General features: G+C 71.6%; 30 protein-coding genes. 14 read left to right on the top strand and 16 right to left on the bottom strand.

Going from position 1 to position 25,958, the window contains the following annotated elements; translation table 11 throughout:
• The first annotated feature begins 41 nt into the window (after positions 1-41).
• Positions 42-1,382 (top strand): helix-turn-helix domain-containing protein, encoded by a 1,341-nt coding sequence (locus ACP7BP_RS11850; RefSeq protein WP_426244826.1) that lies wholly within the window; start codon positions 42-44, stop codon positions 1,380-1,382.
• A 29-nt stretch (positions 1,383-1,411) separates the two neighbouring features.
• Here the strand turns inward: ACP7BP_RS11850 and ACP7BP_RS11845 are convergent, their stop codons facing one another.
• A complete protein-coding gene (locus tag ACP7BP_RS11845; protein ID WP_426244825.1) occupies positions 1,412-1,873 on the bottom strand; it encodes a hypothetical protein in 462 nt (153 codons plus the stop codon).
• Between the two features lie 112 nt (positions 1,874-1,985).
• On the opposite strand from ACP7BP_RS11845, the gene ACP7BP_RS11840 reads away from it, so the two are divergent.
• From ACP7BP_RS11840 to ACP7BP_RS11805, 8 genes are all read left to right on the top strand, one after another.
• Positions 1,986-2,426: a DUF7144 family membrane protein gene (locus ACP7BP_RS11840; RefSeq protein WP_426244824.1), complete on the top strand. Its 441-nt coding sequence runs from the start codon at positions 1,986-1,988 to the stop codon at positions 2,424-2,426.
• Between the two features lie 5 nt (positions 2,427-2,431).
• Complete coding sequence (locus tag ACP7BP_RS11835; RefSeq protein WP_426244823.1) at positions 2,432-2,698, top strand: amphi-Trp domain-containing protein; 267 nt, start codon at positions 2,432-2,434, stop codon at positions 2,696-2,698.
• 68 nt (positions 2,699-2,766) lie between these two features.
• Positions 2,767-3,984 carry a cation:proton antiporter gene (locus tag ACP7BP_RS11830; protein WP_426244822.1) on the top strand — a complete coding sequence of 406 codons (1,218 nt, stop codon included), beginning with the start codon at positions 2,767-2,769 and terminating at the stop codon, positions 3,982-3,984.
• A 103-nt stretch (positions 3,985-4,087) separates the two neighbouring features.
• A complete protein-coding gene (locus ACP7BP_RS11825) occupies positions 4,088-4,477 on the top strand; it encodes an SHOCT domain-containing protein (protein ID WP_426244821.1) in 390 nt (129 codons plus the stop codon).
• 16 nt (positions 4,478-4,493) lie between these two features.
• Positions 4,494-5,840, top strand: a complete 1,347-nt coding sequence (locus tag ACP7BP_RS11820) for a chloride channel protein (RefSeq protein WP_426244820.1) — start codon at positions 4,494-4,496, stop codon at positions 5,838-5,840.
• The gene (locus ACP7BP_RS11815) at positions 5,837-7,840 is read left to right on the top strand and encodes a phage holin family protein (RefSeq protein ID WP_426244819.1); all 2,004 of its coding nucleotides are present in this window, start codon (positions 5,837-5,839) and stop codon (positions 7,838-7,840) included. The genes ACP7BP_RS11820 and ACP7BP_RS11815 overlap by 4 nt, the downstream gene beginning before the upstream one ends.
• Positions 7,837-8,883 (top strand): AI-2E family transporter, encoded by a 1,047-nt coding sequence (locus ACP7BP_RS11810; RefSeq protein WP_426244818.1) that lies wholly within the window; start codon positions 7,837-7,839, stop codon positions 8,881-8,883. Before ACP7BP_RS11815 ends, ACP7BP_RS11810 begins: the two co-directional genes overlap by 4 nt.
• Entirely contained in the window at positions 8,880-9,365 is a 486-nt protein-coding gene (locus tag ACP7BP_RS11805) for a potassium channel family protein (RefSeq protein ID WP_426244817.1), read from the top strand. The genes ACP7BP_RS11810 and ACP7BP_RS11805 overlap by 4 nt, the downstream gene beginning before the upstream one ends.
• Before the next feature lie 3 nt (positions 9,366-9,368).
• Here ACP7BP_RS11805 and cls read toward each other — a convergent pair whose 3' ends face one another.
• From cls to ACP7BP_RS11765, 8 genes are all read right to left on the bottom strand, one after another.
• Positions 9,369-10,820 carry a cardiolipin synthase gene (gene cls / locus ACP7BP_RS11800; RefSeq protein ID WP_426244816.1) on the bottom strand — a complete coding sequence of 484 codons (1,452 nt, stop codon included), beginning with the start codon at positions 10,818-10,820 and terminating at the stop codon, positions 9,369-9,371.
• Positions 10,820-11,725, bottom strand: coding sequence for a YhjD/YihY/BrkB family envelope integrity protein (locus ACP7BP_RS11795; protein WP_426244815.1), 906 nt, complete (start codon positions 11,723-11,725; stop codon positions 10,820-10,822). The genes cls and ACP7BP_RS11795 overlap by 1 nt, the downstream gene beginning before the upstream one ends.
• Positions 11,701-13,209, bottom strand: coding sequence for an ATP-binding protein (locus ACP7BP_RS11790; RefSeq protein WP_426244814.1), 1,509 nt, complete (start codon positions 13,207-13,209; stop codon positions 11,701-11,703). Before ACP7BP_RS11790 ends, ACP7BP_RS11795 begins: the two co-directional genes overlap by 25 nt.
• 128 nt (positions 13,210-13,337) lie before the next feature.
• A complete protein-coding gene (locus tag ACP7BP_RS11785; RefSeq protein WP_426244813.1) occupies positions 13,338-14,117 on the bottom strand; it encodes an MBL fold metallo-hydrolase in 780 nt (259 codons plus the stop codon).
• A 7-nt stretch (positions 14,118-14,124) separates the two neighbouring features.
• Complete coding sequence (locus tag ACP7BP_RS11780; RefSeq protein ID WP_426244812.1) at positions 14,125-15,102, bottom strand: cation diffusion facilitator family transporter; 978 nt, start codon at positions 15,100-15,102, stop codon at positions 14,125-14,127.
• Positions 15,103-15,174: 72 nt separating this feature from the next.
• Positions 15,175-15,642, bottom strand: a complete 468-nt coding sequence (locus ACP7BP_RS11775; RefSeq protein WP_426244811.1) for a hypothetical protein — start codon at positions 15,640-15,642, stop codon at positions 15,175-15,177.
• A complete protein-coding gene (locus tag ACP7BP_RS11770; RefSeq protein WP_426244810.1) occupies positions 15,639-15,815 on the bottom strand; it encodes a hypothetical protein in 177 nt (58 codons plus the stop codon). Before ACP7BP_RS11770 ends, ACP7BP_RS11775 begins: the two co-directional genes overlap by 4 nt.
• 124 nt (positions 15,816-15,939) lie before the next feature.
• Positions 15,940-17,520, bottom strand: a complete 1,581-nt coding sequence (locus ACP7BP_RS11765; protein ID WP_426244809.1) for a hypothetical protein — start codon at positions 17,518-17,520, stop codon at positions 15,940-15,942.
• A 157-nt stretch (positions 17,521-17,677) separates the two neighbouring features.
• Here ACP7BP_RS11765 and ACP7BP_RS11760 point away from each other — a divergent pair, with 157 nt between their 5' ends.
• Together ACP7BP_RS11760 and ACP7BP_RS11755 are read left to right on the top strand one after the other, a co-directional pair.
• Positions 17,678-18,256: a winged helix-turn-helix domain-containing protein gene (locus tag ACP7BP_RS11760; RefSeq protein WP_426244808.1), complete on the top strand. Its 579-nt coding sequence runs from the start codon at positions 17,678-17,680 to the stop codon at positions 18,254-18,256.
• Positions 18,253-19,044, top strand: a complete 792-nt coding sequence (locus ACP7BP_RS11755) for an SRPBCC family protein (protein ID WP_426244807.1) — start codon at positions 18,253-18,255, stop codon at positions 19,042-19,044. Before ACP7BP_RS11760 ends, ACP7BP_RS11755 begins: the two co-directional genes overlap by 4 nt.
• A gap of 85 nt (positions 19,045-19,129) precedes the next feature.
• Here ACP7BP_RS11755 and ACP7BP_RS11750 read toward each other — a convergent pair whose 3' ends face one another.
• Entirely contained in the window at positions 19,130-20,050 is a 921-nt protein-coding gene (locus ACP7BP_RS11750; RefSeq protein ID WP_426244806.1) for a DUF6801 domain-containing protein, read from the bottom strand.
• An 89-nt stretch (positions 20,051-20,139) separates the two neighbouring features.
• Between ACP7BP_RS11750 and ACP7BP_RS11745 the strand changes: the two genes are divergently transcribed.
• Both ACP7BP_RS11745 and arfB read left to right on the top strand, forming a co-directional pair.
• Positions 20,140-20,556, top strand: coding sequence for a CoA-binding protein (locus ACP7BP_RS11745; protein WP_426244805.1), 417 nt, complete (start codon positions 20,140-20,142; stop codon positions 20,554-20,556).
• Complete coding sequence (gene arfB / locus ACP7BP_RS11740) at positions 20,553-20,981, top strand: alternative ribosome rescue aminoacyl-tRNA hydrolase ArfB (protein WP_426244804.1); 429 nt, start codon at positions 20,553-20,555, stop codon at positions 20,979-20,981. The genes ACP7BP_RS11745 and arfB overlap by 4 nt, the downstream gene beginning before the upstream one ends.
• Before the next feature lie 21 nt (positions 20,982-21,002).
• Here arfB and purE read toward each other — a convergent pair whose 3' ends face one another.
• From purE to ACP7BP_RS11710, 6 genes are all read right to left on the bottom strand, one after another.
• Positions 21,003-21,527, bottom strand: coding sequence for a 5-(carboxyamino)imidazole ribonucleotide mutase (gene purE, locus ACP7BP_RS11735; protein ID WP_426244803.1), 525 nt, complete (start codon positions 21,525-21,527; stop codon positions 21,003-21,005).
• On the bottom strand, positions 21,524-22,681 hold the full coding sequence (locus ACP7BP_RS11730) for a 5-(carboxyamino)imidazole ribonucleotide synthase (protein ID WP_426244802.1): 1,158 nt from the start codon (positions 22,679-22,681) through the stop codon (positions 21,524-21,526). Before ACP7BP_RS11730 ends, purE begins: the two co-directional genes overlap by 4 nt.
• Positions 22,682-22,691: 10 nt before the next feature.
• Complete coding sequence (locus ACP7BP_RS11725) at positions 22,692-23,018, bottom strand: winged helix-turn-helix domain-containing protein (protein WP_426244801.1); 327 nt, start codon at positions 23,016-23,018, stop codon at positions 22,692-22,694.
• A gap of 78 nt (positions 23,019-23,096) precedes the next feature.
• Positions 23,097-24,080 carry an adenylate/guanylate cyclase domain-containing protein gene (locus ACP7BP_RS11720; RefSeq protein ID WP_426244800.1) on the bottom strand — a complete coding sequence of 328 codons (984 nt, stop codon included), beginning with the start codon at positions 24,078-24,080 and terminating at the stop codon, positions 23,097-23,099.
• Positions 24,070-24,588: a PH domain-containing protein gene (locus ACP7BP_RS11715; protein ID WP_426244799.1), complete on the bottom strand. Its 519-nt coding sequence runs from the start codon at positions 24,586-24,588 to the stop codon at positions 24,070-24,072. Before ACP7BP_RS11715 ends, ACP7BP_RS11720 begins: the two co-directional genes overlap by 11 nt.
• An 83-nt stretch (positions 24,589-24,671) precedes the next feature.
• Entirely contained in the window at positions 24,672-25,460 is a 789-nt protein-coding gene (locus tag ACP7BP_RS11710; RefSeq protein WP_426244798.1) for a biotin--[acetyl-CoA-carboxylase] ligase, read from the bottom strand.
• Positions 25,461-25,500: 40 nt separating this feature from the next.
• Here ACP7BP_RS11710 and ACP7BP_RS11705 point away from each other — a divergent pair.
• On the top strand, positions 25,501-25,958 hold a 458-nt coding region (locus tag ACP7BP_RS11705; RefSeq protein WP_426244797.1), incomplete at its 3' end, for a carboxyl transferase domain-containing protein.

Here is a 25,958-nt window from a genome sequence, read left to right as displayed (position 1 = left end):
AGGTCAATGGGGACAGCACCCCCACACCCCCAGGGATGGCCATGACGCTCTCGATGGTCCCGGTCGAGCTCGACGAGACGAACACCGACGCCGCCGAGCGAGGCTGGGCCGTGGTCGAGGTACGGCCGGACGGCAGCCTGGGGCGGGCGGAGCTGGTGACGGCGACCGGCCCTGTGGAAGCGGCCGGCATGTTGCGCACCCTCCCCGGACAGCGTCGACCGGTGGGCTCCTCGGCCCTGGACGCCCGTCTCGGTCTGCTCCAGGCAGCCAACGGGCACCTGGCCGAGGCAGCGGCGACGCTCAGCCGCGGCATCCAGGGACCCTCCGGGGTGCCGGGGCAGCAGAACTGCCTCGGTCACCTGGCCCTGGTCGAGGCCTACCAGGGTGACCTGCGGCGCGCCGAGCTGCATGCCGGCCTCGCGCTCGCGGCTCGCAGCCGGGCGGACGGCCCCGGCGCCCAGCACGCCCGGCTGGCGATGGACTGGATCCACTTCGAACGGGCGGAGCACGACGGCGACGGGCACACCATCGACTTGGTGGAGCCGCTCCTCGACGGGCAGGAGGAGCCCTGGCCGGCCACCACGCGACTCCTGCTGCAGGCGCGACTTCTCGTTGCGGCCCGCCGCCCGGACGCTGCCGTCAGGCTGCTCGCCGAGGCGACGGAGGCCGGCGTGGACCCGGGCACCGGCTGGACCTCAGGCCTGCTGACGGCCGCGCGGGGGGACGCCCTGCTCGCGGCCGGCGAGCCCTACCGTGCCCTGGCCCTCCTCACCCCGCTGCCGCAGGGAGCCGTCGTCGAGGCCAGCATCACCATCGCTGCCGCGTGCCTTGCCATCGGCGACGTCCGGGGCGCCGACGCGGTGCTGGGCAGTGTGACCGGCGCTCTGGACCGGGCACCCCTGGCGGTCCAGCTGCGTGCGTGGCTCATGGAGGCACGCATCGCCGACGACCGCGGGAGGCACGACCGGGGTCAGGGCCTGGTCGACCGCGCCCTTCACGCGGCCGCTGCGGAGGGCATGCGGACGCCCGTGCGCCGGGAGTGGCACTGGGTGCGGCCGCTCGTGGACCGTCATCCGGGCCTGAGGCGCCTGCACCGGGGCTTCCTGCTGAGCTTGCGTGACGTCGACGCGATGAGCGCGGTGCGCGGCCCGGCAGCCCGGTCCCAGGACCTGCCGGACGGGCTGCTGGGTGCGAGCCTCACCGAGCGCGAGACCCAGGTCCTCGAGCTGCTTGCCCAGATGTACTCGACGGAGGAGATCGCTGCTGCGCTCTACGTGTCGGCCAACACCGTCAAGACGCACCTCAAGGGGATCTTCGGCAAGCTCTGCGTCAACCGCCGGGTTGACGCCGTACGTCGAGGGCGCCAGCTCGGTCTCTGCTGAAGTGGGCGCCGGCCATCACGATCGGGCCGTCACGATCGGGCCGGCTGGACCTGCCGGGAGGGGTCGACCCTGCGGACCTGCTGGATGCTCGCACCACACTCGGTGCAGTCTTTGAGGAACTGGTGGAGGTCTCCGGACGCCGCGGCGATCCGCACCCGGGTCTGTCCGGGCACGACGTGGTGCGGCCAGGCGAGGTAGCGGAGCAGCGGCTCCCCGACCTCGCCCTCGATCCGCACCTCATAGGTCTGCTCCTCGCGCGTCGCACCCGGCAACCGGTGCACGTCGACGAGAGGCAGGCCCAGGGAGCACAGCTTCTCCAGGAGCACGTCCAGCTGCGAGGGTCCGCTCACCCTTCGCCGCAGTGAGGTCTGGACCCCGGTCGGCCGCACCGACATGTCCGGGAAGCGCGTCCGGAGGCTCTCCGGCGGTCTGCTCGCCAGCAGGACGTCGTAGAGCGGTTCGAGGACTGCCTGCGCGGCTGGGTGCTGCATCCACCCACCGTGCTGACAGCCGGTCGACGTCGCGTCACCCCTCACGGGTGAGGCTGGCCGTCGTTCCGTTCCGGATGCTGGTGCCCTCAGCGTCCGAACAGAGGAGACCGACATGGCGACGGACAGCCCAGTGGACCGCCGGGGCACCACCCGGGCGTCGACCACCCGGACCGGCTGGTACGGCCTGGTCGTGTTCGCAGGGGTCATGATGATGATGCTCGGGTCGTACCACGCGATCGCCGGCCTGGTGGCGCTCTTCGAGGAGGACTACTTCCTGGTTACGCAGAGCGGTCTGGTGGTCAGCGCCGACTTCACCACCTGGGGGTGGGCCCATCTCGTCCTGGGGGTGCTCGTGGCTGTCGCCGGTGGCGCGCTTCTGGCCGGGGCCACGTGGGCACGCGTCGTCGCGGTCGTCCTGGCCATGCTGAGCGCCATCGTCAACCTCGCGTTCCTGTCCGCGTACCCACTGTGGTCGGGGATCATGATCGCCGTCGACATCCTCGTCATCTACGCGGTCACCACGCACCCCGACAGCGCCGACGAGTGGCGTTGACCGGGATGGGCAAGGCAGAGCGCGACGTCGAGAAGGTCTACTCGGTCGAGGAGAGCGTGGCGAAACTGCGTCGTCTGGCGGACGCCCTCGAGTCCGAGGCGCCGTTTCGGATCCAGGTCGCAGGCGAGCGCATCCGAGTGCCGGCGCGCGCGGCGTTCTCCATCGAGCACGAGCGGGGTGACGACGAGGAGGAGGTCGAGTTCCAGCTCACCTGGTCCCTGCGCGGGGACGACGCGCAGCCCATCGACGGGGAGTCCCTCGACGACGTGTAGTCCGGGGCGCGCCGACCGTGTCCACACGAGGGACACGCACGGCGCACTGACGGCGAGAGGACTTCACGATGTCGGCCACGATGGCGGTGTTCGCCTTGGTGGTCATCGCGTTCGTGGCTCTCTCGGCGCGTGCCGCTCGCGCCTACGTGTCGGCGCCGATGGTCTTCATGCTCGCCGGCTTCGTCCTCGGCAACACGTCGTTCTACGACCTCGAGGCCACGGGCATCAAGGCCGTCGCCGAGGCCACGCTCGCCCTCCTGCTGTTCCACGGGGCTGCCGAGCTGCGGCCGCGGGACCTCTTCACCGAGTCCTTCCTCACCGGCCGACTGCTGCTGGTCGCGCTGCCGATGACGGTGGTGGGCACCTTCCTGCTCGTGCGCCTGCTCTTCCCGGGCATCGACGTCTGGCTCGCAGTGGTGCTCGCCGCGGCGCTCGCGCCGACCGACTCGACCCTGAGCGCCGCCACCGTGCTCAACCCTCGGGTGCCGACGCGCGTGCGTCGCATGCTGAGTCTCGAGAGCGGCCTCAACGACGGCCTTGCCACGCCGGTCGTGCTCTTCGCCATCGCGGCCGCGGCCGGCATCTCCGATGGTCCCGGGAACAGTCACGGGGCCCTCCGAGCCCTTCTCGCCGTCGCGATCGGGGTCGCGTTCGGCTCGTTGACCGGCCGGGCCGCGGGCCGGGTGCTGCGCACGGCCCGTCGTCGTGGGTGGGCCGAGGACAACCTGCTCCCGCTGGCGGTCCTGGTCATCCCCTTGCTCTGCTACTACGGCGCGGACGTCCTGGGAGGCAACGGTTTCATGGCGGCCTTCATCGCCGGGACGACGTACGCCACGACGCATGCCTCGGCGGCCGAGGCGTCAGGCGACCTGGAGCTCACCAGGCTGACCTCGGCACTCCTCGCCGGCGCGGCCTGGATGCTGTTCGGCGCAGCCACCGCGACGTACCTCGCCTCGCTCGTGCACTGGCGGACGCTCCTGGTGGCCGTGCTGTCCCTCACCGTGCTTCGGATGGCCCCGGTCGCGCTGAGCCTGGCCGGATCGGGGATCCGGGGACCGACCAGGCTGTTCGTCGGCTGGTTCGGTCCGCGCGGCCTGCCCTCGGTCGTCTTCGCCCTCATCGCGAACGACGCCCTCGTCGGGTGGCCGGGCGCCGACACCGTCGTGGCGACGATCGCCGCCGCGGTCGTCATCAGCGTGCTGGCACACGGACTGACGGCTCCCCCGTGGAGCGAGTCGTACGCCGCCTGGGCCCGCAGGACCGCACCCCCGACAGAGACCTCGTGACGAATCACCCCGCGCGGGTGAGCACGCCGGAACCCCTGCTCGACAGTCTGGATCCAGACGAGAGACATGCGTCCCCGTCATGAGAGCCAAGGAGAAAACACCCATGGAAGACTTCGGATTGTGGGACGTCATCGTCTCGATGTTCTGGTTCACGCTGCTGATGACGTGGATCTGGATGATCATCGCCATCCTGGGTGACATCTTCCGCGACCGCGAGCTCAACGGCGGGGCCAAGGCGATGTGGACCGTGTTCATCGTGCTGATCCCCTGGCTCGGTGCCATCTGCTACATCTTCGCGCGCGGCAACTCCATGAACGAGCGCACCCGGCAGACCAGGCTCGACCAGCAGGCCAACATGCGCGCGTTCGTGCAGGAGGCCGCCAGCGGAGGCACCAGCGTCTCGGACGAGCTGCGGGAGCTCGCCGAGCTGCGTGACAGCGGCGTCATCTCGCCGACCGAGTACGAGCAGGCCAAGGTCAAGGTGCTGACGTGACGGCCCCGCCTGGCTCGTGCCCGCCACCTCCGTGACCGAGCCGGGGCAGGGGGACGCACGGGTCGGCCTGCACAGCCGGGGCTACCTCGTGCTGCTGCTCGTCGCCGGCCTGCTCGGCATCCCGCTGTCGCTTGTGGCCTTCGGCTTCCTGGTCGCCGTGCACGAGCTCGAGCACGTCGTGTGGCACGACCTCCCTCACGCCCTGGGGTACGCCGGACCGCCCGCCTGGTGGCCGATCCCGGCCATCGGGGCAGCCGGAGTCCTCGTGGCACTCGCGATCAGGCACCTGCCCGGGCACGGGGGCCACGTTCCCGTCGCCGGCCTCGGAGCCGGCGCCACCCCACCCGCGGACGTGCCCGGAGTGGTGCTGGCCGCGGGAGCAAGCCTGGTGGGTGGCGCGGTCGTCGGCCCGGAGGCGCCGTTGATCGCCATCGGGAGCGGCCTGGCGCTGCTGGCCGTGCGCCGTACGCGCATGGGCGCGGACGCAACGGCCTCCACCCTCCTGGCGGCTGCGGGCTCGGCCGCAGCCATCTCCGCCATCTTCGGCAACCCGCTCGTGGCGGCGGTCATCTTCTTGGAGGTCCTTGGACTCGCCCGCCGGGAGCTGATGCTCGTGGTGCTCCCCTGCCTGCTCTCGAGCGGAGTGGGCGCCCTGCTGTTCACCGGCCTCGGACGCTGGACCGGGTTCGAGATCGGCGCCCTCGCCCTTCCGGGCCTCGCCCCCACCCGGCTCGTAGCCGCTGACGTGGCGTGGGCGGTCCCCCTGGCGTTCGGCGTGGCCGTCGGGACGTGGCTGGTCTACGTCGCCGGACGCCGCACCGCCCGTCTCGCCGAGTCCCACGTCATGGGCGCGACGGTGGGCGCCGGGATCCTGGCCGGTGCCGCCGCCTGCGCCTATGCCCTCATCACGGACCGGTCGCCGGTGGAGGTCGCCCTGTCCGGCCAGGCCACCCTCCCCGCGCTCGCGAGCGACCCCGGCGCCTGGTCGACCGGCGCCCTCGTGGCACTGCTGGTGTGCAAAGCCATCGCGTACGCCGCCTGCCTCGGCACCTTCCGCGGTGGGCCGGTCTTCCCCGCACTCTTCCTCGGCGCTGCCGTCGGTGCGCTCGCCGCCGGGGCCCTGCCCGGGCTCGTGCTCCTGCCGGCTCTCGCGATCGGCATGGCCGCAGGCATGGCGGTCACCGGTCTGCCCGTCACCAGCGTGGTGCTGGTCGTCCTGCTCCTCGGGGACGCCGCGACCAGTCTGATGCCGGTGGTGATCCTCGCCGTCGTGGTCGCGCTGGTGGTGGAGGAGCTGCTGTCCAGCACCGCCCGGCTGCCGCGCCCCGGGCGGCGACCCGTGGCGAGCGGAGCCGCGTCGTGAGCGCCCGAGGGCTCCGGCCGGCCGACGTGCTCAGGCTGCTGGTCACCTGGCTCCTCGCGTTCCTGGCGCTGCTGCTGACCGCGGTGCTGCTCCCGGGGTTCGCCTACACCTCGTGGGTTCCCCTCCTGGCAGCCGCGGCGGTGACCGGGCTCGTGGGCATGATCGTCCGCCCCGTGCTGGTGGAGCTCGCGGCCCTGTTCGGCTGGATCGCCGTCGGGCTCGCCACCCTGTTCGGGCAGGCGGTCGTGATGCAGGTCGCCCTCGACGTCGTCCCGGGCGCCTCGTTCGACTCCTTCTGGACCGCCGTCGCCGCCGCCTGGATCGCGGCGGCGTTCGGCACCCTGATCGCCTGGGTGTCGAGTGCCGGGACGGACGAGTCCTTCGCGGCCAGCCTGCTGCGGATCAAGCCCGGCCACATCGACGACCCGGACGTCGAGGGGGTCGTGTTCGTGCAGCTCGACGGGGTGTCGTTCCCGGTGATGCAGTGGGTGCTCCAGTCGGGCAGCATGCCCACGCTGCGGCGCTGGGTCGACAGCGGCTCGCACGCCGTGCACGAGTGGACCGTCCAGATGCCGTGCACCACGCCGGCGAGCCAGCAGGCCATCCTCCAGGGCACGGCCGCCGGCGTGCCGGCCTTCCGCTGGTACGACCGGGAGCTGGGACGGGTTCTGGTGGCCAACCGCCCAGCGGACGCCGCGATCATCGAGGCGCGCGCGAGCACGGGCCGTGGCCTCCTGGCCGACGACGGCATGTCGGTCTCCAACCTCTTCACGGGCGATGCTCCCAAGGCCGCGATGACGATGAGCCGGCTCGAGGTGGCCCGCGGCTCCCGGCGTACGCGCGTGGTCTTCGCCCGCTTCCTGGTGCGGCCCGACGGCCTCTCGCGCAGCCTGTCGCGGACCATCGCCGAGATCGTCCGAGAGCGCTTCCAAGCGGCCCGCCAGCATCGGCTCGTCGTCCATCCGCGGGTGCACCGCTCCTGGATCTTCGCCGGCCTGCGGGCGTTCAGCAACGGGCTGCTCCGCGACCTGAACACCGCAGTGGTGAGCGAGGAGATGATGCGGGGTGCCCGCAGCATCTACGTCGACTACGTCGACTACGACGAGATAGCCCACCACGCCGGCGGCACCCGGGTGGAGTCGCTGGCGTCGCTCGGCGCCCTCGACCAGGTGCTGACCGTGCTGGCGAGGGTGGCGGAGCGGGCGCCTCGCCGCTACCACTTCGTCGCGTTGAGCGACCACGGCCAGTCACAGGGTGAGCCGTTCGCGTCCCGCCACGGGGTGGAGCTCAGCGACCTGTGCCGTTCCCTCACGCACTCGGAGACCACCGGGCTCGAGGGCAGCATCGAGGGTTGGGGACGGGTCGACTCCGTGCTCGAGGACCTGTCGGGCGGCGGCACGGGCGGCATGCCGAAGGCCGCCTCACGGCGCGTGGACGAGATCCTCAAGCCCGGCTCGGCGGCCAGCGACGCCGAGCTGATCGTGCTGGGCAGTGGGAACCTCGGCCTCGTCTACGTGCCGGGCGCACAGCGACTGACCCTCGAGGAGCTCGATGCCCGGTGGCCGGCCCTGCTCACCGGGCTGGTCGCACACCAGGGCGTCGGCTTCGTCAGCGTCTTGGGCGCGGCCGGTCCGGTGGCCATCGGCCGTGCGGGCAGGCACCACCTGACCACCGGGGTCGTCGAGGGGCTCGACCCGTTGCTGCCATTCGGCAGGCACGCACCGGCCATGCTGCTGGCCGCGACCGAGATGCCGCAGGCGCCCGACATCTACGTCAACAGCGCGCTCGACCCCGACACCCTCGACGTCGCCGCGTTCGAGCCGCTGGTGGGCTGCCACGGGGGTCTCGGCGGCTGGCAGGACTCGGCCTTCGTGCTTGCCCCGAGCCACCTGCTCGCGCCCGACGGCCCGATCGTCGGCGGCGACGAGCTGCACCAGCACCTGATCGGCATCCTGGACTCCCTGGGACACCGTGCGACCCTCCAGAGGAGCACTCCATGACCCAGTCCCGGACGAGCAGGCTCCTCCTCAGTGCCGCGTGCGTGGTGATCGTCATTGCCGGCCTCCGCTCGGCCGGGGACATCGTCGGGCCCGTGATGCTCGCCCTCGCCCTGACCATCGTCTTCCACCCGCTGCGCGCCGCCCTCGAGCGCCGGATGCCCGTGTGGGCCGCGTCCGTGGTCGTGCTCGTGCTGGCCTACGTGCTGATCCTCGCCCTCACCCTCGCTCTCGTGGTGTCCGTGGGCCGGCTGGCAGCGCTGGTGCCGACGTACGCGCCGGACCTGGACGAGCTCGTGGCCGACCTCGGCGACGGCCTGGCCGCCCTCGGGGTCGCCCCACCGCAGGTCGAGGCCGTCGCCGGGTCACTCGACGTCGGCAAGCTGCTCGACGCGGTGACGTCCTTCATGTCGGGCATCGCCTCCGTGCTGTCCAACCTGTTCTTCGTCGTCACGCTGCTGCTCTTCCTCGCGTTCGACTCCGCACACGCCTCCAGGCTGGCCGGCCAGGCGCGCGAGCACCGCCCTCAGCTCGTCGACGCCCTGGCGACGTTCGCCCAGGGAACCCGCAGCTACCTCGGCGTCTCCGCCGTGTTCGGGCTGATCGTCGCGGTCGTCGACACCGCGATGCTCTGGGCGCTCGGCGTGCCGGGAGCCTTCGTGTGGGGAGTGCTCGCGTTCGTCACCAACTTCATCCCCAACATCGGCTTCATCATCGGCGTGGTGCCGCCGGCCCTGATCGGGCTGCTGGAGGGCGGGCCCGGCCTGATGCTCTTGGTGATCGTGCTCTACTCCGCGGTGAACCTGGTTATCCAGTCGATCATCCAGCCGAGGTACGTCGGCAACGCGGTCGGGCTGTCGACCACGCTGACCTTCCTCTCCCTGGTGTTCTGGACCTGGGTGCTGGGCCCGCTGGGAGCCCTGCTCGCCGTACCCATGAGCCTGCTGGTCCGTGCCGTGCTCGTCGACGCGGATCCCGATGGTCGATGGAGACTGCCCCTGATCAGCGGGCAGCCGGACGACGAGACCGCCGCAGCGGCGCCATGACGCGCAGGTCGGCGGCCCGCTGGCGCCCGGCCTGGTGCTTCGCCGGGCTGCTGGTGGCCTACTACGCCTTCCCCCTCGAGTGGAGCGGCTCGACCGGAGCGATCGCCATCAGCCTCGTCCTCACCGCGTTGGGCCTAGCCCTGCTCGGCCGGATGATGGTGCTCGAGCTGCAGCACCTACGAGCCGGCATCGCGGGGCGAGCCGCGGGCGCCCTGACGATCATGCTGGTGCTGCTGATCATGTCGTTCTCCCTGGCCTTCTACCTGGTCGACCTGCTGGCGCCCGAGCAGATCAGCGGACTCAGCACACGCACGGACGCGCTCTACTTCACGCTGAGCACGATGACTACCGTCGGCTACGGCGACGTGCACGCCGAGGGACAGCTGGCGCGGGCCTTGGTGTGCGGCCTGATCGTCTTCAACATCGTGGTCGTCGCCTCGCTCGTGCGGGCGCACACCCGTCTCGGACAACCCCCCGTGTGAGCACTACTGCAGCGCCGCGGTCAGCCGCATCGTGTTGTCGACGTACCGCTGGCGGGGTGATCGGTGCCGCCACTCCTCGAGCGTCAGCTCCCTGGAGAGCACGCGGTAGGAGTCCTCCACCTTCCGGAAGCGCGCAACGACGTCTCCGCCCGTGAGCATCAGCGACACCTCGTAGTTGAGGGCGAAGGAGCGCATGTCCATGTTGCTGGATCCGATGACGGCCACGTCGTCGTCGATCGAGAAGTGCTTGGAGTGCAGGACCCAGGGTGCCGGGTAGAGGTGGATGCGCACGCCCGCCTCCAGGAGCGCCTGGTAGTAGGAGCACTGGGCGTGGGAGACCATGAACTGGTCGCCCCACTCGCTCACGAAGAGCTCGACCGCCACACCGCGCCGGGCGGCGGTGGTGACGGCGTAGAGCAGCGGCTCGTCGGGCACGAAGTACGGGCTCGCCACCGAGACACGCGACTGGGCGGAGTAGATCAGCGCCGTGAAGAGCCGCAGGTTGTTCTCGGTGGCGTAGCCGGGGCCGCTCGGCAGGACCTGGCCGGCGACGCCGTCGGCGTGGTGGGTGGCGCTGCCGGGTGGGTACTCGTGGCCGATGCGCTCCTGGCACTCGATGTACCAATCTTTCGCGAAGACCGCGCGCAGGGCCTGCACGGTCGGTCCGTCGATCCGGGCCACCAGCTCGACGTACTCGCGGTTGTCCTTGTGGTTCTTCGGCTTGTTGTAGCCGGGCTCGATGAGGTTCTGCGAGCCCATGAACGCCACCCGGCCGTCCACGACCAGGATCTTGCGGTGGTTGCGCAGGTCGGGGCGCTGGAACTGGCCCTTGAGCGGGCGCACCGGGAGCATCTGGTGGAACTGGATCGGCGACGCCTCGAGGCGCCGCACGAACTCCTTGTGGCCCGGGATGCTGCGTGAGCCCATGTGGTCGAAGAGCAGCCTCACGGTCGCACCTCGCTGAGCTGCCGCCTGCAGGGCCTCGAAGAACGGCGCCGTGACGTCGTCCCACGCAGCGATGTAGAACTCCACCTCCACCGACGAGGTCGCCGTGGACACCGCCTCCGTCATCGCCTCGATCGCCTCGCGGTAGCCGGTGAGCAGGTCTACGCGGTTGCCGGTCTGCAGCGGCAGCGAGCCGAGGTTGTGGCTCAGCGTCGCGATCGAGGCGAGGTACGACGGGCCGTCGACCGGCGACGTGGCCAGCTGATCTGTGGCGGCCCTGATGGCCTCGTCCGCCTCCCGCTGCCGCGCGAGCCTCTTGGCACCGACGTTGGTGCGACCGAGGAAGAGGAACACCACGAACCCCGCGAGCGGGATGATGAGGATCAAGATGAGCCACGCCATGGCCGAGGACGGCTTGCGGTTGCCAGGCAGCACGCCGATCGCGAGGAACTTGATGACGTAGTCGGCGACCACCAGGGCCACACCTGCCACGACGACGATGGTGTCCACTAGGAGCTCCTTGCTGGGTCCGATGGGCCCACGTCTCGTGCGGAGCCGGCCAAGGCGAGAGCGCCTCGGCCGCCGTTGCCCAGCACCGCGCCGACGATCGCGCCGCCGACGATGACCGAGGCGACCGCGATCAGCCAGGTCACCAGGGCCAGCGCGACGCCGACCACGCCGTACCTCTCGGCGTTGCGTGCGAAGAGCTCCGGCACGTAGATCGCCGTCCCCCAGCCGACGATGAGCTGCAGGGTCGCGCTCAGCACGGCCCCGCGCAGCAGTGAGCGTGCGGGCGTACGCCGCGACAGCATGAGCGACGTCCCCAGCAGCCAGCCGCCGACGATGACGGCGGCCTGGGCTGCCAGGCCCAGGACGGGCCCGCCGGGCAACGCGTCGAGCTGGCGCCCGATCCACCCGGCGGCGAACCCGGCACCGAGCAGGACGGCCAGGCCGCCGGTCCTGCTGACCGTCCCGCGCATCCCCATCCGCCGCAGCCCCCACGCACCCTCGAACGTGCGCTGGACCGAACGGGCGAACCCGTTGAGGGAGAAGAGCAACAGGCCGATGCTGAAGAGCGTGGTCCCGCCGGTGACGCCGGGCGGGTAGGCGAACAGGGTGCTGACCGCCTCGGCGGCGCTGTCCGTGAGGCCCATCCGCTCGATGATGCCGTCACCGACCTTGCCTGCACCGGAGGCGCTCGTGAACGTGGCGATGACCACGAGCATCGGCACCAGGGCGATGAAGCCCTGGCCGGCGAGCATCAGCACGCGGTCCCGCCCCTCGATGAGCATGAAGATCCGGAAGCACCTGACCAGGAAGAGCGTGGGCGCGTAGCTCTCCAGCCGGACCACCCAGGGGTCCAGCCGGATCATCAGCGGCGTCCGGGCGCTCACCGAGGACGTGGCCGCGCCCACGTCAGCGGGACGTCCGCCCCGCCCTCCTGCGAGACGCGCTCGCCCATCTGCACGTAGCCCGCGCCCGGCGGGAAGATCCGGCCGCTGACCAGCGCCTGTCCCATGCCGAACGTCGCCGCTCCCGCCATCAGACCGGGGGGCACGAAGGAGAACAGCCGCTGCAGCTCGTGGAGGTCGGAGGCGGCGTTCATCCGCATCAGCAGCAGGTTGTCGCACTGCGAGACGACGTTCTCGTGCACTTTGCCCGGGCGCTGGGTCGAGGCGAGGAGATAGATGCCGTACTTGCGGCCCTCGGCCGCCATCTGGACGGCACGCTCGGTGGAGACCCGGGAGAGCGCGTCGACGGGGTCCGACGCGCAGATGTTGTGGGCCTCGTCGATCACGAGGAGCACCGGCTCACGGGAGAGCCGCCGGCTCCACAGCACGGCCAGGACGGCGTCTGCGACGAGACGCTGCTCGTGCAGGGTGCCGAGCGACCCGAGATCCACGACCAGGCACCGGGACGTCGGTGCCGCCAGCTCCTCGAGCAGCGACGGCTCCTCCTGGCTCCACACCGGCCAGTCGAGAACGCCCAGGTTGCCGGCCCGCATGCCGAGCCGCCGCGCCCCGGCGGAGGGCGAGTCGAGCAGCTGCGAGAGCCCCGCGACCAGGGGCTGTCCCTCCTCGCGCGCCGCGAGCAGCCCGGTCAGCGCGGCGTACTCGTCGGCGTCGAGCACCGGGTCGAGACCCAGGACCGCCGCCTGGGTGCGTGCCTCGAGCTCGTCGAAACGGAGCCGGAGCCGGTGGTCAGCCGCCTCCTCGCCCCACACCGCGACAGCGCCCGCCACCTCGCGGTAGCGCCCGGCCAGGCCGGGGTCGGCATCGGGCCTCGGGCGACCCAGCCCGATGTAATCGGAGTTCGGGTCGAGCACGACGACCCGCAGCGTCGTCTCGGCGAGCACCCGCTCGAGCAGGAGCCCCAGCGAGTAGGTCTTGCCGGAGCCCGACTGGCCGCACATGAATGTGTGCCGGTTGAACCCGCCGCTGTCCAGCTCCGCCGGCACGCCCGGTGACAGCAGCAGGTCGCCGATGGGGAGCACCGCCCGGTCGGGACGGGTGCCGGCGAGCCAGGCTGCCACCTCGTCCGCCTCGGCCGGCTGGACGCGAGCGTCGTGGAACGGATCGCCGGGTGTGAGCAGCAGCCCGCCGCCGACGGCGAGGCGGACCAGGATGCTCGAGCGGGAACCCTCGGGGTGGTCGACGTCGGCGCTGACCGTGTGGGGGCGGAGGTCGGTGACCTGGCCGAGCCGGGTGCCGGCGTCGGTCTCCAGCGCGACGTACCCACCTCGCCTCAGGGCGAGACCGTGCAGGGGGGCCTGCAGCTCGAAGGTGCGACCGTCCACCGAGGTCGCGAGGGGCAGGGTCCCGCGCTCGATGGTCTCCCGGACCTCCCGGTAGCGGGCGACCTGCTCGGCCACCCAGCCACCGGGCCCATCGGTGTCCACGAGAGACCCGTGCGCGCGCGCCATGTCGTCTTCCCTGCTGTCGGGCCGTGCTGTGGGTCGAGTCTCGTGCGGGTGGGCCGGAGCCGTATCCCCCGCGGCGAGTGAGCACGGCCTCGGCACGACCCGTCTCAGTCGTGGCCCGTGGGCACCGTCACCGAACCTCCCACGTCCAGCACCACCGCCCTGCAGTCCGGGGCCTCGCGTGCCAACGCGTCCTCGAACCGCGGTCCGGCCGAGTCCATCCATCCTCGTGGGAACATCTCGCCGGCGGGTACGTGCAACGTCTTCCAGTGCACGGGCACCGCCAGCCGGGCTCCGCTGAGACGACAGGCCACGGCGGCCTCGTCGGGTCCCATGTGGCCCGGGGACAGCCGCGGGCCCCATCCGCCGATCGGTACGACGGCGACGTCGACGGGCGCCCCGGCCATCTCCTCCAGGCCCTCCATGCCGGGATACAGGTCGGTGTCGCCCGCGAGCCAGACGACACCGGACGGCCCCCTGACGAGATGGCCGTTCGCCGCGTTGGGCCGGTGCGGCATCGGCCGGGAGTGGTGGACCGCCGGGACCAGCCTGACCGTCACCTCGCCCGCAGCGCCGACGGGCTCCCACTCGTCGTTCGCGAGCCCTCGTCCGGTCAGGCCCTTCTTCGCGACCCACACGGCGTTCTCCACCGCCGTCAGCACGGGGACGGCGCCGAGCATCCTCAGCGAGGCCACCTCGGCGTGGTCGTGGTGGAGGTGCGAGAGCAGGACGGCGACAGCGCCGGACCATGCGTCGCCCGCCGGACGGGCCCCGCGCCGCCGGAGGATCCCGTTGTGCCGCTGGAGCAGCGGGTCGGCGACCAGCCTCACCCCGTCCATGTCGAGCACGACGGTCGCGTGGCCCAGCCACGTCACGGCGACGCTCACAGCGGCGTCACACGACCGGCGACGTCGTGCCCGAGGCACTCACCTCGGGTGCATGCCCGTCCCTGAAGATGTCGGGCTCGAGGTAGATGGCGGTCGCCACCGGCTCGGCGGCCCGGATGGCTTCCTCGGCGGCGTCGATCGCGTCGGCGACGTCCTGGGCCGACTCCCCCGCGCGCACCCCGATCTTCGCGGCCACCAGCAGCTCCTCGGGGCCCAGGTGCAGCGTCTTCATGTGGATGACCCGCTCGATGGCGGGGACCGCGGCGAGCGCCGCGACGATCCGCTGCCGCGACTCGGGCGTGGCCGACTCCCCCAGCAGCAGGCTCTTGGTCTCGATCGCCAGCACGACGGCGACGACGACCAGCAGGATGCCGATCATCGCCGTCCCCCCGACGTCGAAGTAGTAGTTGCCCGTCAGGAGCGACAGCGAGACAGCCACCAGGGCGAACACGAGGCCGAGCAGCGCCGCGAGGTCCTCGAGCAGGATGACGGGCAGCTCCGGCTGCCGCGAGTGCCGGATGAATTGGGCGTACGACGCGTCACCGCGCACCTTGTCGGTCTCCTGGATGGCGGTGCGGAACGACAGCGTCTCGAGCACGATGGCGATGCTGAGCACCGCGAGCGGCACCCACCACCACGTCCCCGGATCCTCGTGATGACCCGACCGGATCTCGAGGAACTTGTGCCGGGCCTCGTAGAGCGCGAAGAGACCACCGACGGAGAACAGCACGATGGAGACGATGAAGGCGTAGACGTAGCGCTCGCGGCCGTAGCCGAACGGGTGCTGCTCGGTGGCCTCCCGCCGGGCCTTCTTGCCGCCCAGGAGCAGCAGCCCCTGGTTGCCGGCGTCGGCGACGGAGTGGATCGCCTCAGCCAGCATCGAGCTGATGCCGGTCAGGAAGAAGGCGATGAACTTCGTCACCGCGATGCCCGAGTTCGCCAGGAGCGCCGCGACCACTGCCTTCGTGCCGTGGTTGCCTGCCATGGCGCGAACCTAGGACGGCTCCGCGCGCTGGGTATCCCCCGTGGCGAGGGACCCCCGGGCGGCGGACGGTGGCTAGGGCCGGCCGTACCCGTCGTACCCGTCGGGCCACGAAGGCGGCCAGGTGCTGCGGGCATCGTGGGTGACCGCACGGGACCAACGCAGGACCGCGCCGGCGTCTCGTCGGAACCGGCGCACGGGTGGCGCCTCGACGGCCAGCAGCACGAGGAGCAGCACTCCCCAGACTCCGAGGGCCGCAAGCAGGCCGATCCCACCCACCGTCGCGAGCCCGGCCAGGACTGCGTCGTCCAGGACCCGCCCGAGGCCCAGGACGCGGGCGCCCCGGGGAAGGACGAGGAGGGTGGCCACGATGACGACCGTGAGGCCCACGACCAGCGGGATGCGCCAGCCCCTCAGCACGAGCGCACAGGCGAGGCCGGATGAGGTCACCCAGCGCAGGCACGTCCACCAGACCTGGTCGCGGTGGCGGTCGAGGACGCCTCGCCGGTCCTCGAGCCACCGGTCCCTGGTGGTCCCGCTCATCGGGGCACGTGGCGGGCGTCGCGCGTTCGCACTGCGCCGACCGCGCGGTAGAGAGCCTCGTCGCCGGCGAGCGCCAGGGCGCCCGAGGCACCTCTCAGCACGCCGCGGAGCAGCAGCACGCCACCGGCGAAGGCTGCCCACCGTCCCCACCTGATCCCGGAGGACCCGTCCATGACCGCTCACCACCCTCGCTGACGTCTCCCATGCTGCAACGCCGTGCGAGGGTCGGCCTCATCCGCCGCGGGTGAGACGGCGCACCGGGCTGTCTCGCCGCTACGCCGCCGCCCACGTCCTACGTCAGCGAACCTTGACGAAGATCGGGTTGGAGTAGAACCAGAGGTCCTGCCACGGCGACTCGAGACCGTCGGCGGCGGGTTCCATCTCGTCGGTGCTCGTGCCGCGCACGCGGATGTAGCAGTCCTCGGTGACGTTGCGCAGGGTGTAGCGCACGACGTACTCGCCACCCGAGCGGCGGAAGTCGCTGCGGCCGTAGCGGACGACGACCTGCGTGGTCGGGTTGCTGGCCGTGTTGCGGTCCGTCACCGGACCGGTCACCTCTCCGACGATGAGGTCGACCCGGTTGACCTCGGGCCGGTCGCCGTTGCCGTTCTCGCCCTCCAGCGGCCGGAAGCGGATCTCGATGTCCACGTCGTTGTCACGGCGGTCGGTGACGGTGACGGTCTGCCCGACGGCGGCGGTCTGCCTGCCGGAGGATGCGGTCACGTCGAGGCCGGTGATGAGGTCGCCGGTGGTGACGAAGATGCGACCGGTGCGCAGGCCCTCCATGATGTCGGAGTAGTCCTGCCGGGCGTGCACGTAGGTCTTGGAGTACTCGCCGGGCCAGAAGTCCGAGCCGCCGCGGGTCCAGTGCACGTGGGAGTCGGACGTGGCGGTGATCCACCACTTGCGGCCCTCCCCGAGCAGGGAGTCCCACAGGCCGCCGACGATGGCGGTCATCTGGTCGTAGCCCCCGTGGGTGGGGTAGCTCCCGTAGCCGCCGCGGGCGCCGCCGTTGAGCGGGCCCGCCTGGTGGCCAGGCGCGCCCTCGAAACCGACGTAGACGTCGGGGGCGGTGTCCTGGTTGTTGCGGAACTCCTGGGGCGTGTCCTGGCCCCAGACGCCGAGCCCGCTGGCGGAGCGAGCCGCGTGGTGGGCGATGACCAGGGGCTTGTAGCTCATCCTTTGGGTGTAGTTGAGGAACTCGATCATCTTCGCCTCGGTGTCTCGCGCCGGGTCGGTGGGGAAGGCGTCGCGCTTGTTGTAACGGGACTCCAGCTCGTAGAGGACCTGGGCCTCGTCGTTGCGCCGCGGAATCATCAGGGTGTGGTGGTCCATGGCGGGCGCGTCGAACTCCATGCCCCAGAACTGCAGCACCTCGGGCACGAGGTCACGGGACTTGAGCAGGTCCGGGTAGGCCAGCTCCAGGTTGACCTTCGAGTGGGTGGGACCGCCGTGGTCGGTGCACATCACCCAGGAGAGGCCGAAGCTCTTGGCCATGATGGCGTTGGTGACGATCGGGTAGACCGCGTCAGCGCCCTTGAAGAAGCGCGGCGGGGTCGTGGCGGTGTCGAACTCGCCGGAGTACTCGGAGTGGATGTGGTGGTCACCCGAGCGCCAGGCGCGGCCGCGGCTGCTGCCGTGGTCGTGGTCGTGGCCGGACGAGCCGTGCCCTTCGCTGGCCGCGGCTGCCCCGGCGAAGCTGGATGCGGCCGCCAGGGTCGCTCCGACTCCGGTCACCTTCATCAGCTGCCGGCGGGACGGCCCGGTGGCGCGAGGATCGGCCTGCTCGACCGCCTCCCAGCCCTCGGACGGCTCGCCGTGACTGTGGCCGTGGAGGTGGTCGTGGGGGTGGTCGTGCGGGTGGTCGTGACTGCTCATGTGGTCCGAGCTCCCTGGAAGAGGCGGCAGGTGGTCCCCTCCATCCGAGTGGCAGCCGGTGAACGAGGCGTGAACCCGCGCCGAGCCGGGTCCGAACTCGCGGCCACGCTCTGAGCCCACTCTTGACAAGTTTACTTGTCAAGGGCACGGTGGCGTCATGCAGGATGTAGAGGTCATCGAGAGCGCGGACGCGGCAACCGCCGCGCTGGATCCAGTCCGAGCCCGGCTGCTCGGTGAACTGGCCGTCCCGGCCTCCGCGGCCGGGCTCGCGGCCCGAGTCGGCATCACGCGCCAGAAGGTCAACTACCACCTCAAGGCCCTCGAGGCGCACGGCCTGGTGAAGATGTCCGAGGAGCGCCGGCACGGGGGCATCACCGAGCGGGTGCTGCAGGCGTCGGCGGCGTCGTACGTCGTGTCGCCGGCGGCCGTCAGCGCGTCCGCGGCCGACCCGGACGCGAACGCCGACCGCCTCTCGGCGGGCTACCTCGTCGCACTCGCCGGCCGGCTGGTGCGGGAGGTCGGTGCCCTGACGCGGAGGGCCGGTGCGTCCGGCAAGCGCCTGCCGACGCTGACCATCGACACTCGGATCGGCTTCCGTTCGGCCGCCGACCGGGCTGCCTTCGCCGACGACCTGACCGTCGCGGTGCTCGACCTGGCCGCTCGCTACCACCACGACGACGGGCGCCCGCACCGGCTCCTCGTCGCCGCCCACCCCCTTCCCGAGGAGAACCCATGAGCACCACCCCGAACGTCCCCTACCGCCTGGAGTTCACCGTCGAGGTCCCGGGCACCCCGGAGCAGGTTTGGCAGGCCATCGCCACCGCGAAGGGCATGAGCGCCTGGTTCGCGCCGACCGAGATGGAGGAGCGCGAAGGCGGCTCCCTGCACTTCACCATGGGCCCGGAGATGGGCTCGGACGGCCAGGTCACCGCATGGGAGCCGCCGCGCCGCCTCGCCTATGAGGAGGACTGGGCTGCCCTCATGGGCAAGGACCCCGATGCGCTCAGCCCGCTGACGTCGGAGTTCCTCGTCGAGGCACAGTCCGGCGGAACCTGCATCGTGCGCGTCACCAGCAGCGGCTTCGGGACCGGCGCCGCCTGGGAGTCGGAGTTCTGGGACACCATGGGCCCCGGCTGGATGCCGTTCTTCGACAACCTGCGCCTCTACCTGTCGCACTTCCCCGGCCAGGAGGCCACGCACTTGGAGGCCACCGCCTCCCACCCCGGCGACGCGGAGGCGCTCTGGTCGACCCTGCGCGACGCGCTCGGGCTGGGCGACGAGGGCGCGACGGTCGAGGTGCGCGGCGCCACCGGCACGGTCGAGCGCGTCGGTGAGCGGCAGACGCTGGTCCGGCTCACCGCGCCGGTGCCCGGAATGCTCAGCGTCTTCACGTGGGACGAGGGCGGCGGCAAGGCGACGGCGGGCGTACGGGCGTACCTGTTCTCCGCAGACGCGGCCGACTACGTGCGGCGTGAGGAGCCGGCCTGGCGGGCCTGGCTGGAAGGGCTCACCATCCCGGCCTGAGCTCCGAGGCGAGCGCAGCCCGAACGCGCGGACGCCCGGCCGGTGCCGAGGCACCGACCGGGCGTCCGGTCAGACGTGGGTCAGGTCAGCCGACCCTGATCTTGATCTTCTTCGACTTCGACGCCTCGGTGTAGCCGTCGCCGAGGTAGGAGGCCTTCACCTTGGTGACACCGGCGGGCAGCGCCTTCTTGAGCTTGACGACGACCGTGCCGGCCTTGTTCAGCGTGGCCTTGCCGAGGACCTTGGTGCCCTTGAGGACCTTGACGGTGCCGCTCGGGACCTCGTTGGCGGCCTCGACGGTGATCTTGACCTTGGCGGGCTTGCCGACCTTGGTCACCTTCTTGACGGCCTTGGCGGACGTCTCGGACTCGTTCTTCGCGAGCGTGATCGTGCCGAGAGAGCTGACAGCGCCCGGCGTCAGCAGGCATGGGATGTCCGCCAGGAGGGTGCCCCCACCCTGTCGCGTCGCGGTGAAGGAGAACGCCTTCGGCAAATTGACCGAGTACGCCCCAGCGTCGGGCAGGTCGGCCGGCGCCGTCATGGCCGGTGCCGGGGCCGTCGACGTGGCGGCCGGGGTGCTCAGGGTCATGGGAGCCGGGACGGCCGGCAGGGCCTTCCTCGGGAAGTCCACGGCGTTGAGGGCCAGGTCAGCAGACGAGGTGGTGCTGCCCGTCTCCACGATCGACGCGACCATGTCCCGGGAGAAGCCGCCGAGCTCGGTGGCGCCGAGCATCTTCGCGGCACCGACGACGTCGGCGGGCAGCGTCACGTCGAGGACCACGGCGCCAGCCGGCAGGTCGAGACCCGCAGCGGCGGCGGTCGGCAGCGCCGGAGCGCTCACCTTCACCGGGATGACCTTGTCACCGAGCGACGGGAACTTGCAGGTGTACGTTGTGCTGGCCTCCGCCGCGGTGGCCACCGGAGCGGTGGCAGCGACGAGCGCACCGGCGCTGAGCGCGGTGGCGGCGACGGTGGCGGCGAGCCGCCTGGATGTGGTGTGAAGCATAAGCATTTCCCTCCGTTGAAGAATCTGCCGCCCACCTAACCACACGGGCCCCGTCGATCGCGCTCATCGCGGACGCGTAGCGTGACGGCATGTCCACTTCCTGGCAGGACCCCACGTCGGTCCGCCTCATGCTCGACGACCTCGAGACCTGGGCCGTGGTCGGCCTCTCCGACGACACCAGCCGGACGGCGTACTCCATCGCCAAGCTCCTGCAGCAGCGCGGCAAGCGCATCGTGCCGATCCATCCCGACTCTCCTCACGTGCTCGGCGAGCAGGGCTTCGCCACCCTGGCCGACGTGCCGTTCCCGATCGACGTGGTCGACGTGTTCCGGCGCTCCGACGCCGCGGGCGAGTTCGCCGACCAGGCCGTGGCGATCGGCGCGAAGGCCGTGTGGTTCCAGCTCGGCGTGATCGACGAGGCGGCGTTCGACCGCACCGTCGCGGCCGGCGTGCCGATGGTCATGGACACCTGCCCGGCCATCGAGTGGGCCAAGCCGGCTCTGTGAGGGAGCTCCGGGTGCCCAGCGGGCCGGGCATCCCCGGTGGCCTGGTGATCCCGGCGGACGAGCTGGTCGAGCGGTTCTCCCGCTCCCCGGGTCCGGGCGGACAGTCGGTCAACACCACCGACTCGCGGGTCGAGCTCGGGTGGGACCCGGCGACGTCGACCGTGCTCGACGAGGCACAGCGAGCGCGCCTCGCAGCACAGGCGACCGGGCCGCTCACGGTGGTCGCCCACGAGCACCGCTCGCAGCACCGCAACCGGGTCGCCGCCCGCGAACGGCTGGGCGAGCGGATCCGCACCCTGCTGGCGCCGCCGCCGCTCCCTCGGGTGCCGACGAAGCCGACCCGCGGGTCCAAGCGCCGGCGGATGGACGCCAAGCGCAGGCGCTCCGACGTGAAGCGGCTGCGGGGGCGCGTCGGCCCGGAGTGACGGGCGGAGCGGCCCGCCCGCTCAGAACCCCAGCTTGCGAGCCCCGGGCTCCGACTCCCGGCGTACGACGGCACCCTTCTCCGCGGCGGCGGTGCGCAGCGCCGCCTGGAAGTCCAGCATCCGCTGCTGGAGGGCCGCGTCAGTGGCGGCCAGGATGCGTACGGCGAGGAGCCCGGCGTTGCGGGCGTTGCCGATGGAGACCGTGGCCACCGGGACGCCGGCCGGCATCTGCACGATCGACAGCAGCGAGTCCATGCCGTCGAGGTGCTTGAGCGGCACCGGCACGCCGATCACGGGCAGCGGGGTGACCGCGGCCAGCATGCCGGGCAGGTGCGCGGCTCCCCCGGCCCCGGCGATGATGACCGACAGACCGCGGCTCGCGGCGTCGCGCCCGTAGCCCAGCATCTCGTCGGGCATCCGGTGCGCACTGACCACGTCGGCCTCGCAGGGCACGTCGAACTCGGCCAGCGCCTCGACGGCGGCCCGCATCACCGGCCAGTCGGAGTCGGACCCCATCACGACGCCGACTCGTGGCTGCTCAGTCATTCGCTCTCATCTCCCAGATCTCCTCGAAACCATGCGGCGGCGTGCCGGGCTCGCTCCAGGCAGTCGTCGAGGTCGTCGCCGTAGACGTTGACGTGGCCGACCTTGCGCCCGGGCCGCAGCTCCTTGCCGTAGAAGTGGACCCGCAGGAACGGGTCGCGCGCCATGGCGTGTGGCAGGCCGTCGTACAGCCGGCCCGTGTCCTCGGGCCCGCCCAGGATGTTGACCATCACGGTCCAGCGGGCCCGCGGCGCCGGCGAGCCTAGGGGCAGGTCCATCACAGCCCGCAGGTGGTTCTCGAACTGCGAGGTGACCGCGCCGTCCTGGGTCCAGTGGCCGGTGTTGTGGGGGCGCATCGCCAGCTCGTTGACGAGCACCCGCCCGTCGGTGGTCTCGAAGAGCTCGACGGCCAGGATGCCGGTGACGTCGAGCTCCCCGGCGATCCGCAGCGCGATCTGCTGGGCCTGTCCGGCGAGCTCCGACGACAGGTCGGGCGCGGGCGCGACGACCTCGAGGCAGACGCCGTCGACCTGGGTCGAGGCGACGACCGGGTACGCCGCCGCCTGGCCGCTGGGCGACCGCGCGACCAGCGCCGACAGCTCGCGCCGGAAGTCGACCAGCTCCTCGGCGAGCACCTGGACGCCTGCCGCCTCGGCGGCGTCGAACGCGGCGTGTGCCTCGGCGGCCGCCTCCACCATCCACACGCCCTTGCCGTCGTAGCCGCCACGCGTGGTCTTCAGGACGCACGGGAAGCCGAACGCCTCGACCTCGGCCACCGTCCGCACGACCGCGTTGCGCGGGCAGGGCACGCCGAGCTCGGCCAGTCGCGCTCGCATGACCGCCTTGTCCTGGGCGTGCACGAGCGCCTCGGGCCCGGGCCGCACGGCCAGGTCCGCCTCGAGGGCGCGCAGGTGGTCGGTGGGGACGTGCTCGTGGTCGAACGTGACGACGGCGCAGCCGGCGGTCACCGACCGCAGGGTGTCGAGGTCGCGGTAGTCGCCGACGAGGTGGTCGGGGATCACCTGGGCCGCGGAGACGTCGGGCCCTTCGGCGAGCAGGCGCAGCGGCAGGCCGAGCGCGATGGCCGGCTGGGCCATCATCCTGGCCAGCTGGCCGCCGCCGATGACGGCGAGGGTCGGAGCGGGGGGCTGCGGCACGCCGGACACACTAAGGCAACGCGGCGACCTCGACCGGGGCGGTCACCTCGAAGCGCAGCCCGCGGCCACGCAGCGTCGTGATGAGCGTGGGTCGCCGGGTGTCGTCGCCGAGCTTGCGGCGCACCCACCCCAGGTGCACGTCGATGGTCTTCGACGAGGTGTAGAAGCGCGTCTGCCAGACCCGGTCCATCAGCTCGTCCCGGGAGACCACCTCGCCGGCGCGGGTGATCAGCGCGTGGACCAGGTCGAACTCCTTGCGCGACAGCCGGACCTCCGCCTCGCCGCGCCAGCAGCGCCGCGCCTCGGGGTCGACGCGCACGTCCTGGACCTTGATCACGGGCAAACGTTAGAAATGTGTGGGATCCGCCGTGCCGGAAACGCCCGCACCCGTGCCCAGCGGTCCAGACCAGTGCTGTCAGTGGCGTCGTACGGCGACCGGCTCCACGAGGCCGAACCCGCGGACCGGCCGGGCCGGCAGCCGACGCGTGTCGAACACGTCGCTCGGCAGCAGGTCGGCGGTCGCCTCGTCGATGATCAGGCGGTTGCGACGGGCCACGGCGGTGAGCCGGGCAGCCATGTTGACGGGCGGGCCGAACACGTCGCCCATCCGCATCACGACCGAGCCGCTGGCCAGTCCCAGACGGACGTCGGGCATCCGGCTGTCCCGGCCGATGACGTTGATGATGCCCTCGGCGATCGAGACGGCGCGCTCGGCGTCGTCGGAGACGAAGAGCACGGAGTCGCCGATGCTCTTGATGACCCGGCCCCCCTGGGCTGAGATGACGTCGGCGCACCGGCTCTCGAAGACCTCCACCAGGTCGCCGATGCGGTTGGCCCCGATCTCGTTGCTGAGCTGGGTGAAGCCGACGATGTCGGCGAAGCCGGCGGTCACCTGGGTGGTGTGCAGGTCGGCCTCGTTGGCCCCCAGCGCCTCCATCCGCGACACCGCGGCCGCGAGGTGCCGCCGCCAGGCGAAGATCAGCAGCCGCTCGAACGGCTCGTTGACGTCGTCGACCAGCCGCAGCGCGGAGTCGACCCGGCCGCCGGTCTCCTCGTCGGAGCGGGCCAGCTCCTCGACCCGGTTGACCAGGGTGGCGACCTCCCAGTCGGCGAGCCTGGCCATCGTCTGCCCGACCGCACGGGTGAGGTTCACGGTCAGGTCGAAGTCGACGGCGCCGGAGTCGACGATCGAGGTCACGGTGGACACCGCGTCGACGTCGGCCTGCGTGAACGCCACCTCCGCGACGTGCTCGGGGAACCCGAGCGCCCGCCAGAGTCGGCGCGTCTGCTCGACGGTCACCCCCGTCTCCGAGGCCACCTCGACGGCGTTGAAGGTCCGGTCCTCGCCCAGGATCGCGCGTTCGAGCCGCTCGCTCGGGGTGACGTCCTCAGGTGCCATCGTCGGATCGCACCGGGTCCCCGCCGGCGAGGCGGTGGAGCTCCTCGGCCACCTGCAGCTGCACCTGCTCGACGCGCGGGATGTCGTGGAGCTCGACGCTCCCGTCGGTGCTCGCGTCGGAGACGATCAGGGTGCCGCAGCCGAAGATGCGATCGACCACGCCGATCTCGAAGTCGACGCCGCTGATCCGGTTCAGCGGGATGGTGCGGCCCTCCTTGGCGATGAAGCCGGAGCGCTTGATGAACCGGCGGTTGGTGAAGGTGTAGGTCGTGGTCAGCCAGTCGACCAACGGCCGCACGACGAGCCAGACGATCCCCACGGCAGCGAGCACCCAGACCGCCAGGTGGAGTATGCGGGCGCCGTCCCCGTCGCCGACCCGGCCCAGCAGCAGGGCGGCCGCGAGGAGCAGCACCAGGAGCAGGAACGGCCCGATGAGGGCCTTGGGGTGCGTGCGCGTCGAGACGACGACGTGCTCTCCGTCGTTGAGCAGCTTGGTCGGGTATGCCACGACGCGATCATTGCACCTCGGCTCGGCCGCCGACAGCGAGCGCCCGAAGCGTGCCAGGCCCCGCTCCCTCGCTCGCGCGACCCTCAGCCGGCTGCGCGCACGTGGATGACGTCGCCGGCGCCGACCGTCAGGGTGCCCTCGGCGGAGCTCACGACGAGCGCGCCGTGCGCGTCGATCCCGATGGCCTCGCCGCGGCGGACGTCGCCGCCCGGGAGGTGCACGTCGACCTCCCGGCCGATGGTGGAGCAGGCGTCGAGGTACGCCGCCCGCACCGCGTCCGGTGTCTCCAGGAGCGGAAGCAGCCCGTGGAGGGAGCCGAGCACCTGCGCCAGCAGGTCTGTGCGGTCGAAGCTCTCGCCCAGCTCCAGGGCCAGCGACGTGGCCAGCGCCACCGGCAGGTCGTCCATCGTCTGGTTGACGTTGATGCCCATGCCGATGACGGCCGCCGGGCCGTCGGGGGTCTCGATCCGCTCGACCAGGATGCCGGCGATCTTGCGTTCCTCGACCAGCACGTCGTTGGGCCACTTCAGCGAGACGTCGGGCACGCGGTCTGCCAGCGCCGCCTGGACGGCGTACCCGGTCAGCAGCGGAAGCCAGGTCCAGTCGGCGGCCGGGATGTCGGGCCGGAGCAGCACGGAGAAGGTCAGGGCCACGCCGCGCGGCGTCTCCCAGACCCGGTCCAGCCGACCGCGGCCGTCGGTCTGGTGCTCGGTCGCGACGACCAGGCCGGCCGCCGCGCCGGCCCTGGCTCGCTCGGAGACCAGCGCGTTGGTGGAGGGAGTGGCGTCGACCACCTCGACGTGCCACTGACCGGGGAGTCCCGCGAGTCGGTCGGCATCCAGCGGTGGGCGAGGTGCGAGAGGGTCGCTCATGGGCACTAGATTGGCACGGACATCCGAGGAGGCCACACCGGTGAGTGCAGACGCGACCCCAGCTGTTGACCAGCCCGATATCCACACCACGGCGGGCAAGCTCGCCGATCTCCAGGCGCGCCTGGATGAGGCGGTCCATGCCTCGTCGGCCAAGGCGGTGGAGAAGCAGCACGCCAAGGGCCGGGGCACGGCCCGCGAGCGGATCGGGTTGCTCTTCGACGAGGGCTCCTTCGTCGAGCTCGACGAGCTCGCCCGGCACCGCTCGACGAACTTCGGGATGGAGAAGAACCGGCCCTACGGCGACGGGGTGATCACCGGGTACGGCACCATCGATGGCCGCCAGGTATGCGTGTTCTCCCAGGACTTCACCATCTTCGGCGGCTCGCTGGGCCAGGTCTACGGGGAGAAGATCTGCAAGGTGATGGACCTCGCGGTCAAGACCGGGTCCCCGATCATCGGGATCAACGAGGGCGCCGGCGCCCGCATCCAGGAAGGGGT

The sequence above is a fragment of the Nocardioides sp. LHG3406-4 genome (assembly GCF_049897745.1).
Taxonomy (GTDB): domain Bacteria; phylum Actinomycetota; class Actinomycetes; order Propionibacteriales; family Nocardioidaceae; genus Nocardioides.
Note: the sequence above shows the minus strand (reverse complement) of the source record. Positions and strands in the feature narration are given on the sequence as shown.